Source organism: Streptomyces sp. NPDC048288 (genome assembly GCF_043201555.1).
Lineage (GTDB): Bacteria > Actinomycetota > Actinomycetes > Streptomycetales > Streptomycetaceae > Streptomyces.
Genome location: NZ_JBICZD010000021.1, coordinates 25,192 through 39,289, shown reverse-complemented (window position 1 = coordinate 39,289; position 14,098 = coordinate 25,192). Strand labels below are relative to the sequence as shown.

Here is a 14,098-nt window from a genome sequence, read left to right as displayed (position 1 = left end):
GGCCGTCACTTGGCGGCCTCGACGAACTCCGTCGTGTACGTCTTGCTCAGGTCGACGTCGGCGTTCTGGATGTTCGTGTTGAACGCCTTGAGCACCTTCTCCACGGTCTCCGGACCGTTCTCGGGCATCACACCGTCGTCGGTGAACATCGGCAGCGTGCTCTTGATGGACTCCGTGTAGAGAGCCTTGTCGCCCTGGGCGTAGTCGGCGGGCATCTTGGCCGCGATCTCGGCGGCGCTGTGCGTGGACATCCACTTGAGCGTCTTGACGAATGCATTGACCAACTTCTGGACGGTCTCCTTGTGACCATTGACCCAGTCCGTCTGCATGTACAGGCTCGACGACGGGTACGGGCCGCCGAGCGCCTCCTGGGAGCCCTCCGGCGTCCGCATGTCCAGAAGGATCTTGCCCGCCTTCTTGTCCAGGATGGTCGCGACGGTCGGGTCGGTCGTCATACCTCCGTCGATGGAACCCTGCTGCAGCGCCGAGATGAAGGTCGCGCCCGCGCCGACGGCGACCGGCGAGAACTCGTTGACCTTCACCCCGTTCTTGACGGCGAGGTACTTGGTGAGGAAGTCGGTGGACGACCCGAGGCTGGTGATGCCGAGCTTCTTGCCCTTGAAGTCCTTGGGCGAGGTGATGTCACCGGCCGCCTTGGTGGAGACGATCTCCACCTCGCCGGGCGCCCGCGAGAACTGCACGACGGACTCCACGGCCTTGCCCTTGGTCTGGAGGTCCAGCGTGTGGTCGTAGAAGCCGACCGTCCCCTGCACCTGCCCGGCGACGAGCGCCGTCTCGGCCTGCACGCCGGCCGGCTCGGTCAGCAGTTCCACGTTCAGGCCCTCGGCGTCGAAGTAGCCGAGCCGCTGGGTGAGCATCGCCGGCAGGTAGATGACCTTGTCCAGGCCACCGACCATGATCTTGACCTTGGTGCCCTTGCCGTCGCTCTTGCTGCCGGAACCGGTGGAGGCCGTGCCAGCCGCGTCGTTGGCGCACGCGGTGAGGGAGGAGAGGGCGAGCAGGCCGGCGGCGGCCAGGGTGCCGTATCTGGCGGACTTGCGCATGACGTTCACGTCCTTGTGAGAAGGCGGTGCGGGGCGGAGAGGAGGAGGGGCCGGGATCAGCTGTCGGAGTCCGACGGCTTCCAGCGGAAGATGCGGCGCTCCGCGAAGGTGAGCAGCCCTTCGGCGGCGAGCGCGACGACGGCGAGGATGACCATCGCGGCATACACACCGGCCGCGTTGAAGGTGCCCTGCGACTGCGCGACGAGCAGGCCGATGCCCTTGGTGGCGCCGATGTACTCGCCGACGATGGCGCCGATGAGGGCGAAGCCGAAGCTGACGTGGAGGCTGGTGAAGATCCACGAGGTGGCGGACGGGATCACGACCTGGAGGGTCACCCGGCGGTCGCTGGCGCCCAGGATCCGGGCGTTGGCCACGAGGTTGCGGTCGACCTCGCGGGCGCCCTGGAACGCGTTGAAGAACACCGGGAAGAACACCAGCACCACGGCCGAGGCGACCTTGGAGGAGGCGCCGAGCCCGAACCAGATCACGAAGATCGGGGCGAGCACGATCCTGGGGATCGAGTTGAGCACCTTGATGTAGGGACCGAGGACGTCGGCGAGGAACGCGATCCGGCCGAGGGCGATACCGAAGACGACACCGGCGATCACACCGATGACCCAGCCGAGCAGGGCCTCGTAGAGCGTGTACCAGATCTGCTCGCCGAGGGAGCCGAGGGCGGTGCCGTGGGTCACCCAGGTCCAGATCTGGTCCCAGATCTTCGAGGGCATCGAGAAGTTGAACGGGTCGATGACACCGGCCCGGGACAGGACCTCCCACAGGCCGAGGACGGCCACCAGGAGCAGGACGCGCACGGCGAACACGATCACCTTGCGTCTGCGGGCGGCCTGGGCCCGCGACTGGGCGCGGTCCTGGGTCTTGGCCGGGTCGACGACCGGTGCGCTGAGGACGTCAGGCGACATGGGCGGCACCCCTCTCACGGGTGATGCGGACCTCTTCGCCGAGGGACTCCCAGATCTCGCGGTAGATCTCGATGAACCGCGGCTCCAGACGGACCGACTCGACCTTGCGGGGGCGGGGCAGGTCGATCTCGAAGACCTGCTTCACGGTCGCGGGGCCGGCGGTCATGACGACGACCCTGTCGGCCAGCGCGATGGACTCCTCCAGGTCGTGGGTGACGAAGACGACCGAGGCGCCCGTGCCCTCCCACAGTTCGAGGAGTTCGTCCGACATCAGGGCCCGGGTCTGCACGTCGAGCGCGGAGAACGGCTCGTCCATGAGCAGGATCTCGGGGTCGTTGACGAAGGTCGCGGCGAGCGCCACGCGCTTGCGCTGGCCGCCGGAGAGCTGGTGCGGGTAACGGTCCTCGAAGGCGGCGAGACCGACCTTGGCCAGCCAGGCGCGGGCCTTGTCCCTGGCCTCCGCCTTGGGCACGCCCCGGAAGCGGGGTCCGGCCATCACATTGGACAGCACGGTCCGCCAGGGGAAGGTGGCGTCCTGCTGGAAGACGAAACCGACCTTGTCGCCGACGCCGGCCACCGGCGCACCGGCCACCAGCACCTCACCCTCGCTGGGCTCCTCCAGCCCGCTGACCAGGGTCAGCGTGGTGGACTTGCCGCAACCCGTCGGCCCTACGACGGCCACGAACTCGCCGCGCCCGACGGTGAGGTCGAGGTCGCGGACAGCCGTGTGCAGACCCCCCGACGGGGTCTTGAAGATCTTGCTCGCGCCCCGTAGCTCGATGGCGGGGCTGGTCTCTGCGCTCATGGGCCGGGACGGTAGGTGTGGCCCGTGCCACAACAGCAGTCTTCTGGGCGCAAGCCGTTCTTTTGCTCGCAAGCACCTGTTGTGCTCTTTTTGCTCGCGCTACAACTGCGCAGACGAAACACGGGCTTAACGCTCGCCGGCCTTGAAGGAGAGGCCTGATGATTGACGTCCTGGTGGTCGACGACGACTTCCGCGTCGCTGAGATAAACGCCAAGTACGTGGGCAAGGTTCCCGGCTTCCGGGTGGCCGCCCGCGCGCACAGCGCCGCCCAGGCCCTGGCCGCCGTGGAACGCGGCACCATCGACCTGGTCCTGCTGGACCACTATCTGCCGGACCGGACCGGCCTGGAACTCGTCCACCGGATGCGGGAGCAGGGGCACGGCACCGACGTCATCATGATCACGGCGGCCAGCGATGTGACCACCGTCCAGAAGGCGATGCGCCTGGGCGCCCTGCACTACCTGGTCAAGCCGTTCACCTTCGCCGCGCTGCGCACCCGTCTGGACTCCTACGCGGCCCTGCGCCGCACCGTCGACCGGGTCGGCGGCCGGGGCCTGACGGGCCAGGAGCAGGTCGACCGGATCTTCGGCGCCCTGCGCACCTCGGCGCCGCCGTCCGCGCCCGGGCTGCCCAGCGGCCACTCCGAACCCACCACCGACCTCATCTGCGAGGTCCTGCACCGGGCGGACCACCCGCTCTCGGCCCACGAGGTGGCCGCCGAGACCGGCCTGAGCCGCTCCACCGCCCAGCGCTACCTGCGCCACCTGGAACAGGCCGGCCGGCTCCGCCTCTCCCTGAAGTACGGCGACACGGGCCGCCCGGAGCACCGGTACGCCTGGGTGGCGCCATAGCGCCCGCACCGCTTCAGACGGCCCCCGCCCCGGTCAGCGACCGCACCTCGGTCTCCGCGTGCCTGCCCTCGTCCGGCACCTCGTCCGAGGTGACCGTGCCGAGCCAGCCCGCGAGGAAGCCGAGCGGAATCGACACGATCCCTGGGTTCTGCAACGGGAAGTACTGGAAGTCCACCCCGGGGAACAGCGAGCCCGGGCTTCCCGAGACCACCGGGGAGAGCACGACCAGGCCCAGGGCGGGGACGAGTCCGCCGTATACGGCCCACACGGCCCCGCGGGTCGTGAAGCCCCGCCAGAACAGCGAGTACAGCAGCACCGGCAGATTGGCGGAGGCGGCCACCGCGAAGGCCAGGCCGACCAGAAAGGCGGTATTGAGATCCCGGGCCAGCAGCCCCAGGGCGATGGCGACGACACCGATCCCGACGGCCGCCGTCCGCGCCACCGCCACCTCACTGCGCGGCCTGGCGCGGGGGCGGCGCAGTGAGGCATACAGGTCGTGGGCGACCGAGGCCGAGGAGGCGAGGGTGATCCCGGCGACCACCGCGAGGATCGTCGCGAAGGCGACGGCCGCGACGACCGCGAACAGCACCGTCCCCCCGGTGGAGCCCGCGCCGCCGCCCAGGTCGAGGGCGAGCAGCGGAACCGCCGTGTTCCCCGACGCGTTGGACGCGCGCACCGTGTCCGGCCCGACCAGGGCCGCCGCCCCGAACCCGAGCACGATCGTCATCAGGTAGAAGCCGCCGATCAGCCCGATCGACCAGACCACCGAACGCCGGGCCGCCCGCGCGGTCGGCACGGTGTAGAAGCGCGACAGGATGTGCGGCAGCCCCGCCGTCCCCAGCACCAGCGCCAGCCCCAGGCTGATGAAGTCCAGCCGCGCGCTCCAGCCGCCGCCGTACTTGAGTCCCGGCGCCAGGAAGGCCTGCCCGTGGCCGCTGCGCTCGGCGGCCGTGAGCAGCAGCCGGTCGATGTCGCCGTGGAAGCGCAGCAGCACCAGCACGGTCAGCACGACCGTCCCGCTCAGCAGCAGGACCGCCTTCACGATCTGGATCCAGGTGGTGGCCCGCATCCCTCCCAACGACACATAGATCACCATCAGCGCGCCGACCCCGATGACCGTCCACGCCTGCGCGGCCTGGCTGGTCCGCCCCAGCAGGAGCGCCACCAGGCTGCCCGCGCCCACCATTTGCGCCACCAAATAGAGAACGGACACGGTGACCGAGGAAGTTCCCACCGCGATCCGCACCGGCCGCTCCCGCATCCGCGCGGCGATCACGTCGGCGAGCGTGAACCGACCGCAGTTGCGCACCAGTTCGGCCACCAGGAAGAGCACGACCAGCCACGCGACCAGGAAGCCCACCACATAGAGCAGCCCGTCGTAGCCGAAGAGCGCGATGAGTCCGGTGACGCCGAGGAAGGAGGCCGCCGACATGTAGTCGCCCGAGATGGCAAAACCATTCTCCATCGGGGAGAAGAGCCGCCCGCCGGCGTAGAACTCCTCCGCCGAACCATGCCGCTTCCGGCTCACCCATGTCGTGATGCCGAGCGTCACGGCGACGAACACGCTGAACAGCAGCAGCGCCAGGGTCTGATGCTGGCCCGTCATGACTCACCGCCCCGCACCCCACGCGTCAGCTCCTGCGTGTCCCAGCGCAGTTCCAGGGCGGCACGGTCCCTGCGCAGGCGCGCGTGCCGGGCGTAGGCCCAGGTGAGCAGGAAGGTGGTGAGGAACTGCCCGAGACCCGCGATCATCGCCACGTTCACCGCTCCTGCGACGGGCCGCGCCATCAGCCCGGGCGCCGTCGTCGCGGTCACCACGTACCCCACGTACCAGGTGAAGAAGACGGCGAAGCCCGGCACCACGAACCGCCGGTAACGGCTGCGCACCTCCTGGAAGGCCGCGCTGCGCTGCACCTCCAGATAGACGTCACGGGCGCGAACCGCCGCGTCCTCCGGCTCCGTTCGCGCGCCCGGTACGGCGGGAGGCGGCGCGGCGGTGCCGTCCAGCTCGCCCCAGCCGGAGGCCAGGGCGTCGTACCAGGGGTCCTCGTACCTGACCTCCCGGGAGGCGGTGCCGTACTCGCCCTGGTCCTCGTGCTTCCCGGCCGAACTCTCGGGACCGCCCCCGCCGTCGCGGTGACGACCGTTGCTTGACTGCATGCCCAAGGATGGACAGATCGGGAAGATCCCCGACTCTTCTTCCCCTGGCTCTTCACCCCATCAGGTGACTCAGTCCGCTGGTGGCCGCACCAGTCCCTTGCCGTAGGCATAACGCACCGCCTGCGCACGGTCCTTGAGGCCCGTCTTGGCGAACAGGTTGTTGATGTGTGTCTTCACCGTCGCGGTGGAGACGTGCAGCTTGCGGGCGATCTCCTGGTTGGTGAGCCCCTCGGCGATCAGCACCAGGACCTCGGTCTCCCGCGCGGTCAGCCCGTCGGGCGCCTCGGCGGCCACCGGTGCCGGCTCGGGGTGCGACAGCCGCTCCAGCAGCCGGCGCTGGATGCTGGGCGACAGTCCGGCGTCTCCGGAGAGCACGCTCTCCACGGCGCGCACGATCTCGTCGCCGCCCGCGTCCTTGGTGAGGTAGCCACGGGCACCGGCCCGCAGCGCCGGGAACAGCGACTCGTCGTCCGCGAACGTGGTGAGCACCACGACCTGGGTCCCCGGGTACTCGGACCTGATCCGCCGGGTCGCCTCCACCCCGTCGCAGCGCGGCATCCTCAGGTCCATCAGCACCACGTCCGGGGACAGCTCGGCGACCAGCCGTACCGCCTCCTCGCCGTCCCCCGCGGCCCCGACGACCTCCACGCCGGGAAGGAGTCCGAGGAGCATCACGATGCCCTCCCTGACGACTGTCTGGTCGTCGGCGACCACCACCCGTGCCGGCTTCTTCTCCCCCTCCGTCATACGGGCACCCTCAACGTCACCGCGAACCCCTCGTCGTCACGCCCTGCCTCCAGCGACCCGCCCAGCAGTTCGGCCCGCTCCCGCATACCCAGCAGACCGTATCCGCTGCCGGCTCCGCTGAGTTCGCCAGGACGGCCTCCCGAGTCACGTACGTCCAGCGTCACTTCGTGCTCGCTGTAGTCGAGCCGTACCCGCACCTTGGCGCCGTAGGCGTGCTTGCGGACGTTCGTCAGCGCTTCCTGGGCGACGCGCCGGACGGTCTGCGACGCCTCGGCGGGCAGGGCCCGGCGCTCACCCGTGACGGTGACCTCGGCGCCGTCGGTCGAACCCGCGATCTCCGTGAGGAACTCCTCCAGCGGGGTCAGCTCGCCGCGCAGGGCGGACAGGGCCTGCCGGGTCTCGGCGAGTCCGTCCCTCGCCATGGCCCGGGCGGCGACGACCCGTTCCAGGATCTGCTCCCGGTCGGCGCCCCGCTCGATCAGCAGCCGCGCCGCCTCCAGGTGCACCATCTGGGCCGAGAGGCTGTGCGCCAGCACATCGTGGATCTCCCGGGCGATCCGCGCCCGCTCCCCCAGCGCCGCCGACTCGGCCTCGGCGGCTCTCGCGGCACGCTCCTGGGCGAGCAGACGCTGTGCGTGGCCCCGGGCCTCGGCGTCGAGTCTCATGACGTAACCGGCGAGAGCCATGCCGACCACGGTGGCCGCCGTGGTCAGCCATACGTCGTTGTTGAACGCGGAGTACGAGGCCAGGCCCACGGAGGCGACGGGCAGCGCGATCGCGACCGGCAGTCGCTCCAGGGCGGTGATGCCGCAGCCGCACCAGATCACCAGGGCCGGTCCGTGGAATCCCGCGACCTGCGCCACGACCGCGAGGGCCAGCAGGACGGTGACAAGGACCAGGGAGGGCACGAGCCGGTGGGCGTAGGTGGTCCGGTAGAAGCCCCAGGAGGCCGCGGCGGTCGCGAGGACACCGGCCACGGCGGCCGCCACGCCCCAGCCGTGGACGTGCGTCTGGTGGAAGGCGCTCCACAGCAGCAGGGCGAGGACGACCAGCCGGACGGCCCAGGCGAGCAGGCGCCGGGGCCGGGAGGTCCCCGCTCGGCTCAGCGCTTCGCGCGAGGGCCAGCGCGTCCAGGCGTTCTCGGTCACACGCCTTCCTTCCTGGTGACCCGGGCCATGCCGTCACCGTACGCCCGGCCGGGGCCGCTCGTGGACGCGGCGGAGGGGAGCGACTGGGCACGCCAGGCGAGGATGCCGGAACGGACCAGGAGAAGGACCGCCAGGCCGAGCATCAGGGCCGAGCTGTCCTGATGGATGCCGAGCAGGGCTCCCAGGGCGAAGAGACCGACGCGCACGGCCAGGCCGCCGATCCAGACCATTCCGCTGGCCTTGGTGCTCTTCGTCCACACCACGCCGTCGGGTTCGGTCCACAACCGGGTGGTCCAGGCCCAGGCGGCGCCCATGACCAGCCCCACGAGTATCTCGGTGCCGAGCAGCAGGGCCGATGCGGTGCGGTGGTGGGCATCGAGTACGGCCGGTTCGCGCAGCGCGACGACCGCGAGGACCACGGGCAGCAGCCACCAGCGCCGGCCCGTGTTGATCGGGCGGGCGCGGAACTGGCGGACGATCACCACGACGACGACGGCCACGATCAGCAGCGCGTTGACGAGCCCGGACATCAGTGCCTCCGTGAGCGGAAGGGGTGGTGTCGGGAGCGGGAGCCGCCGACGCCTACGACGCTACGGAAAGGCGCAGGTCAGCAGATCGGAGCAGGGGTGGATCGCGGGTGGATTCCGGCACGCGGCATCTCTCCACCCGCGGGTGGAGAGGCACTGGTGACGAGCGCCGTCCCGGGTGCGGTGAGTGCGGCTCGGCCCCGGAACGCCGGGGAGCCCCGGCTTCCGCCGGGGCTCCCCGCCACACCCGTCCGGCCTCAACCCTGGGCCGGGTCCCGCTTGACGGCTACGCGTCGATCCGCGACCGGTCCAGGGTCGCCGCCGAGCCGGAGATGAACTCCTTGCGGGGAGCCACGTCGTTCCCCATCAGGAGGTCGAAGACCTGTTCCGCCGCCTCCAGGTCGGAGAGGTTGATGCGGCGCAGGGTGCGGTGGCGCGGGTCCATCGTCGTCTCGGCCAGCTGGTCGGCGTCCATCTCGCCGAGACCCTTGTAGCGCTGGATGGAGTCCTTGTACCGGACACCCTTGCTCTGGAACTCCATGAGCTTGTCGCGCAGCTCCCGGTCCGAGTACGTGTACACGTACTTGTCCTGGCCCTTCTTGGGCTGGACGATCTCGATGCGGTGCAGCGGCGGCACCGCGGCGAAGACCCGGCCGGCCTCCACCATGGGCCGCATGTAGCGCTGGAACAGCGTCAGCAGCAGGCAGCGGATGTGGGAGCCGTCGACGTCGGCGTCGGTCATCATGATGATCTTGCCGTAGCGGGCCGCGTCGATGTCGAAGGTGCGGCCGGAGCCCGCCCCTATGACCTGGATGATCGCACCGCACTCGGCGTTCTTGAGCATGTCCGTCACCGAGGACCGCTGCACGTTGAGGATCTTGCCGCGGATCGGCAGCAGGGCCTGGAACTCGGAGTTCCGGGCCAGCTTCGCGGTACCGAGCGCGGAGTCTCCCTCGACGATGAAGAGCTCGCTGCGCTCGACGTCGTCGCTGCGGCAGTCGGCGAGCTTGGCCGGCAGGGACGAGGACTCCAGGGCCGTCTTCCGGCGCTGCGCGTCCTTGTGCTGGCGGGCCGCGATGCGGGTCCGCGCGGCGGCGACCACCTTCTCCATGACCACACGGGCCTGGGCGGCCGCGTCGCGCTTGGCGGAGGTCAGGAACGCCTTCAGCTCCTTGGAGATCACGTTGTTCACGATCCGGCGGGCCGCCGAAGTGCCGAGGACCTCCTTGGTCTGGCCCTCGAACTGCGGCTCGGCGAGCCGGACGGTGACGACGGCGGTGAGCCCCTCCAGGGCGTCGTCCTTGACGATGTCGTCCTCGGCGACGCGCAGCAGCTTCTTGGCCCGCAGCACCTCGTTGAGGGTCTCCCGGACGGCCTGCTCGAAGCCGGCCACATGGGTGCCGCCCTTGGGCGTGGCGATGATGTTGACGAACGACTTCAGGTTCACGTCGTAACCGGTGCCCCAGCGCATCGCGACGTCGACGCCGAGTTCGCGGGTGACCTCGGTGGGGGTCATCTGACCGTGCTCGTCCAGGACCGGCACGGTCTCCTTGAAGGTGCCCTGCCCGGAGAAGCGGAGGACGTCGCAGACCGGCTTGTCGGTGGCGAGGTACTCGCAGAACTCGCTGATTCCGCCGTCGAAGCGGAACGACTCCTCGCCCTTGCTGCCGCCCTCGCCCAGGCCGTACTCGTCACGGACGACGATGGTCAGGCCCGGGACCAGGAAGGCGGTCTGGCGGGCACGCTGGTGGAGCGTGTCCAGGGAGAGCTTGGCGTCCTTGAGGAAGATCTGGCGGTCGGCCCAGTAGCGCACGCGCGTGCCGGTGCGGGTCTTGGGCACCCGCTTGGTCTTGCGCAGCCCGCTCCCGGCCTCGAACTTGCCGTCCGGACCGGTGCCGGTGAAGGCCCCCGGCACACCGCGGCGGAAGCTGATGGCGTGCACACTGCCACCGCGGTCGACCTCGACGTCGAGCCGCGCGGAGAGCGCGTTGACCACGGAGGCGCCGACGCCGTGCAGACCGCCGGAGGCCGCGTAGGAGCCACCGCCGAACTTTCCGCCGGCGTGCAGCTTGGTCATGACGACCTCGACGCCGGACAGGCCGGTCTTGGGTTCGACGTCCACCGGGATGCCACGGCCGTTGTCCCGGACCTCGACGGAGCCGTCGTCGTGGAGGATGACGTCGATGTGGTCGCAGTAGCCCCCGAGGGCCTCGTCCACGGCGTTGTCGATGATCTCCCACAGGCAGTGCATCAGACCGCGACTGTCGGTCGATCCGATGTACATGCCAGGGCGCTTGCGCACGGCTTCGAGGCCCTCAAGGACGAGCAGGTGCCGCGCGGTGTAGTTGGAGCCGTCCCGGTCTGCTCCTGCCAGCAGCGCTGTGGACGGCACGGACGTATCGGCGGTCACGCGGTTCGCTCCTCGCTGAATTTCAATGGGGCCCCTTTGGGGTAAGGGGTCGGCTTCGGTCGCCGCTCAGAGGGTACCGAGGCCTGGTAGAGCCGTTGTAACGCCACCCTCGTCGGGAACTCACCCTAGTCCAGCGTCGTATGCGTGTTCGATCCCTCGATGGAGTGAAGTACATATCACGTTCCCTTCGAGGCATGAACCATTTAGGCTCCGGGCACGTCCTCACAAACAACCGGCAACCCGGCCGGGAGGATGAGACCGATGAACCGCGCGAACCCGTAAGCACCGAAGACGACGCAATACGGCACATTCGCCGCCAACCGGCAGCAGACAGCCACCTCGAAAGATTTTTTTCGAGGACAAGCCCAGAGCGGGAACGTTTTCAGGCTGGTTGGATGTTGACCCTGGTACGACAGCTCGTCGAGCTAGAGAAGAGGCGACGTGACTACTGTTCTGACCCCCGCGAGCCACCTGACGGCCGCCGATCGCTGCGACCGCTGCGGCGCCCAGGCATACCTGCGCGTCGTGCTGGTCAGCGGCGGAGAACTGCTCTTCTGCGCCCACCACGGTCGCAAGTTCGAGCCGGAACTCAAGAAGATCGCCGCTGAGATACAGGACGAGACGGAGCGGCTGACGACCGCTCCTGCCACCGCCTCCGAAGATGAGCGCTGACCTCTCGCATCCACGACGAGCCAGCACCGGCGCAGGTCGGTGAAGGGCGGCCGCTCCTCCAGGGGGAGCGGCCGCCCTTCGTCGTATCCCCGTAACGGCCCTCAGGAGGCCTTGTGAGGCCGGCGTGCGCCACTGGGGGCATCGCTCCGGCCCAGGGCCCGCACGACCTCCGAGACGCGTGTGTAGACGCCGGGACTGCCCGGGCGTCCGCAGCCGCTGCCCCACGACACGAGCCCGATCAGCCGTCCCTTCGCGACCAGGGGTCCTCCGCTGTCGCCCTGGCAGGCGTCAGGGCCGCCCGGGGCCTCTCCGGCACACACCATGGAGTCGGCCCGGTAGGTGCCGTCGCCGCCGCCGGGATAGGCCTGCTCGCACATCGCGTCGGGCAGCACACGGACGTTCGCCGCGTACAGCCGCCGCGAGTAGTCGCCGCCGCCCGTGATGTCGCCCCAACCGGAGACCAGCGCGGCGGTGCCGGGCGTGTAGGCGGTGTCGCCCTTGGCGGCCATCTTCACGACCGCTTCGGCCGGCACGGGCTGGGCGAGGGTGAGGACGGCGAAGTCTCCGGTGTTCGCGGCGGCGTCGTAGCGCGGATTGACGCGGACGGCGGTCACGGGGATCTCCTGGCCCTGCGTCGAGAGCAGATCCGTGCGGCCCGCGATGACCTTGAGGTCGCGCACCCGGTCGGACGGCCCCCCGATCACCTCGTCGGCCATGCAGTGGGCGGCGGTCAGCACCGTGGTCCGGCCGATCGCCACTCCCCCGCAGAACTGACCGGCCCGCGTACCCCCGAACCGGTCACGACTGGACAGCGCGACCGTCCAGGGGGTCTGCGAGACATCGACGGGAAAGCCACCGACGACGACGCTGTCGGCGGCGGCGGAAGACGTGGTGGTCAGCGGTATGGCAGTGGCGACGGCCGCCAGGATCAGCGGCCTGATCAGGGCCGGGGCAACAGGACGACGCATGCACCCTCCTCACTCTGGGTGGTATCGGGAAACCCAGAGTCATCCAGCGGGCCGCGACCCGCAGCACGAAGGCCCGGTCTCCCCGCGGGGGGACCGGGCCTTCGATGTCAGGCGGGCGACGCGTACGCCGCGGCCTAGTCGAGGTAGTCGCGCAGCACCTGGGAGCGCGAGGGGTGGCGCAGCTTCGACATGGTCTTGGACTCGATCTGCCGGATGCGCTCACGCGTCACCCCGTAGACCTTGCCGATCTCGTCGAGGGTCTTCGGCTGACCGTCGGTGAGACCGAACCGCATGGAGACGACGCCGGCCTCGCGCTCGGACAGGGTGTCCAGGACGGAGTGCAGCTGCTCCTGGAGGAGGGTGAAGCTGACGGCGTCGGCCGGGACGACGGCCTCGGAGTCCTCGATGAGGTCACCGAACTCGCTGTCGCCGTCCTCGCCCAGCGGGGTGTGCAGGGAGATGGGCTCACGGCCGTACTTCTGGACCTCGATGACCTTCTCGGGGGTCATGTCGAGTTCCTTGGCCAGCTCCTCCGGGGTGGGCTCGCGGCCCAGGTCCTGGAGCATCTGGCGCTGCACGCGCGCGAGCTTGTTGATGACCTCGACCATGTGCACCGGGATACGGATGGTGCGGGCCTGGTCGGCCATGGCGCGGGTGATCGCCTGCCGGATCCACCAGGTGGCGTACGTGGAGAACTTGTAGCCCTTGGTGTAGTCGAACTTCTCGACCGCGCGGATCAGACCGAGGTTGCCCTCCTGGATGAGGTCCAGGAAGAGCATGCCGCGGCCGGTGTAGCGCTTGGCCAGGGAGACCACCAGACGGAGGTTGGCCTCCAGGAGGTGGTTCTTGGCGCGGCGGCCGTCCTCGGCGATGATCTCCAGCTCGCGCTTGAGCTTCGGGGCGAGCTTGTCGGCGTTGGCCAGCTTGTCCTCGGCGAACAGACCGGCCTCGATGCGCTTGGCGAGCTCGACCTCCTGCTCGGCGTTGAGCAGCGGGACCTTGCCGATCTGCTTGAGGTAGTCCTTGACCGGGTCGGCGGTGGCACCGGCGGCGGCGACCTGCTGCGCCGGCGCGTCGTCCTCGTCCTCGTCGGACAGGACGAAGCCCGCGCTCTCGGTGCCCTCGGGCTCCTCGCCGCCGGCCTTCGCCTCCTCGAGGACCTCTTCCTCGATGATCTCGGCGTCGTCCTTCTTCGCGGCCGTCTTCTTGGCCACTGTCTTCTTGGCAGCGGTCGCGGTCTTCTTCGCGACCGCCTTCTTCGCGGCGGGGGCCTTCTTGGCGACGGCCTTCTTGGCGGATGCCTCGTCGGCCGGATCGTCGGCCACGGCGGGCGATACGGCGGGGGCGGCCGTCGCGGTGGCCTTCCTGGTGGTCACCGTCTTGGCCGCGACCGTCTTGGTGGCGGTGCGCTTGGCCGGACTCTTCGCTGCGACGCTCTTTCGGGTGCGCTTGGGCTCCGCGGCACTGACCATCAGCGTCACACCCTCTTCCTCAAGGATCTGGTTGAGGCTGCGCAGTACGTTCTTCCACTGAGTGGCCGGAATCTGGTCAGCTTCGAAGGCCCGACGCACATCGTCGCCGGCGATCTGCCCCTCAGCCTTTCCCCGCTCAATGAGAGCCATGACAGAGACGGACTCGGCGATCTCCGGCGGGAGCGTACGGGATGTGCTGGCCGACACGAACAACCTCTCGGAACGTTGGAAAACGGCTTCCGGCCCCGTCCGGGAAGGACTGGAGCCGACCGCCGGCTTGGGGATGGGCCGACGGCGCGGGCGGGGGCCGGGAAGAGGCACAGCGCCATGAATGGCGTCCGTATTCCCTCCGCG

Annotated in this window: 13 protein-coding genes; 2 read left to right on the top strand and 11 right to left on the bottom strand. The window is 69.6% G+C overall.

All coding sequences use genetic code 11. The features are described from left to right. Window positions 1–5: 5 nt before the first annotated feature. The 3 genes from ACGFZS_RS46015 to ACGFZS_RS46005 are packed head-to-tail and all read right to left on the bottom strand — an operon-like array spanning window position 6 to window position 2,789. On the bottom strand, window positions 6–1,064 hold the full coding sequence (locus ACGFZS_RS46015) for an ABC transporter substrate-binding protein (protein ID WP_393545633.1): 1,059 nt from the start codon (window positions 1,062–1,064) through the stop codon (window positions 6–8). Window positions 1,065–1,120: 56 nt separating this feature from the next. Then, window positions 1,121–1,984, bottom strand: a complete 864-nt coding sequence (locus ACGFZS_RS46010) for an ABC transporter permease (protein WP_393800206.1) — start codon at window positions 1,982–1,984, stop codon at window positions 1,121–1,123. Further along, window positions 1,974–2,789: an ABC transporter ATP-binding protein gene (locus tag ACGFZS_RS46005; protein WP_393800205.1), complete on the bottom strand. Its 816-nt coding sequence runs from the start codon at window positions 2,787–2,789 to the stop codon at window positions 1,974–1,976. Before ACGFZS_RS46005 ends, ACGFZS_RS46010 begins: the two co-directional genes overlap by 11 nt. Window positions 2,790–2,947: 158 nt before the next feature. Here ACGFZS_RS46005 and ACGFZS_RS46000 point away from each other — a divergent pair, with 158 nt between their 5' ends. Continuing rightward, complete coding sequence (locus ACGFZS_RS46000) at window positions 2,948–3,640, top strand: response regulator (RefSeq protein ID WP_393800204.1); 693 nt, start codon at window positions 2,948–2,950, stop codon at window positions 3,638–3,640. A 13-nt stretch (window positions 3,641–3,653) separates the two neighbouring features. Here the strand turns inward: ACGFZS_RS46000 and ACGFZS_RS45995 are convergent, their stop codons facing one another. From ACGFZS_RS45995 to ACGFZS_RS45970, 6 genes are all read right to left on the bottom strand, one after another. Next, complete coding sequence (locus tag ACGFZS_RS45995) at window positions 3,654–5,246, bottom strand: cation acetate symporter (RefSeq protein ID WP_393800203.1); 1,593 nt, start codon at window positions 5,244–5,246, stop codon at window positions 3,654–3,656. Next, a complete protein-coding gene (locus tag ACGFZS_RS45990) occupies window positions 5,243–5,800 on the bottom strand; it encodes a DUF485 domain-containing protein (RefSeq protein ID WP_393800202.1) in 558 nt (185 codons plus the stop codon). Before ACGFZS_RS45990 ends, ACGFZS_RS45995 begins: the two co-directional genes overlap by 4 nt. Before the next feature lie 69 nt (window positions 5,801–5,869). Further along, window positions 5,870–6,547, bottom strand: a complete 678-nt coding sequence (locus ACGFZS_RS45985) for a response regulator (RefSeq protein WP_393800201.1) — start codon at window positions 6,545–6,547, stop codon at window positions 5,870–5,872. Next, window positions 6,544–7,695 carry a sensor histidine kinase gene (locus ACGFZS_RS45980; protein ID WP_393800200.1) on the bottom strand — a complete coding sequence of 384 codons (1,152 nt, stop codon included), beginning with the start codon at window positions 7,693–7,695 and terminating at the stop codon, window positions 6,544–6,546. The genes ACGFZS_RS45985 and ACGFZS_RS45980 overlap by 4 nt, the downstream gene beginning before the upstream one ends. Further along, window positions 7,692–8,225 carry a DUF1453 domain-containing protein gene (locus ACGFZS_RS45975; RefSeq protein ID WP_393654760.1) on the bottom strand — a complete coding sequence of 178 codons (534 nt, stop codon included), beginning with the start codon at window positions 8,223–8,225 and terminating at the stop codon, window positions 7,692–7,694. The genes ACGFZS_RS45980 and ACGFZS_RS45975 overlap by 4 nt, the downstream gene beginning before the upstream one ends. Before the next feature lie 283 nt (window positions 8,226–8,508). Further along, window positions 8,509–10,632, bottom strand: a complete 2,124-nt coding sequence (locus ACGFZS_RS45970) for a type IIA DNA topoisomerase subunit B (RefSeq protein ID WP_393654762.1) — start codon at window positions 10,630–10,632, stop codon at window positions 8,509–8,511. Window positions 10,633–11,073: 441 nt separating this feature from the next. Between ACGFZS_RS45970 and ACGFZS_RS45965 the strand changes: the two genes are divergently transcribed. Further along, complete coding sequence (locus ACGFZS_RS45965; RefSeq protein ID WP_393800199.1) at window positions 11,074–11,304, top strand: hypothetical protein; 231 nt, start codon at window positions 11,074–11,076, stop codon at window positions 11,302–11,304. A 101-nt stretch (window positions 11,305–11,405) separates the two neighbouring features. Here the strand turns inward: ACGFZS_RS45965 and ACGFZS_RS45960 are convergent, their stop codons facing one another. Then, complete coding sequence (locus tag ACGFZS_RS45960) at window positions 11,406–12,272, bottom strand: serine protease (protein WP_393800198.1); 867 nt, start codon at window positions 12,270–12,272, stop codon at window positions 11,406–11,408. 134 nt (window positions 12,273–12,406) lie between these two features. Beyond that, window positions 12,407–13,951 (bottom strand): RNA polymerase sigma factor, encoded by a 1,545-nt coding sequence (locus ACGFZS_RS45955; RefSeq protein WP_355726465.1) that lies wholly within the window; start codon window positions 13,949–13,951, stop codon window positions 12,407–12,409. Window positions 13,952–14,098: the final 147 nt, after the last annotated feature.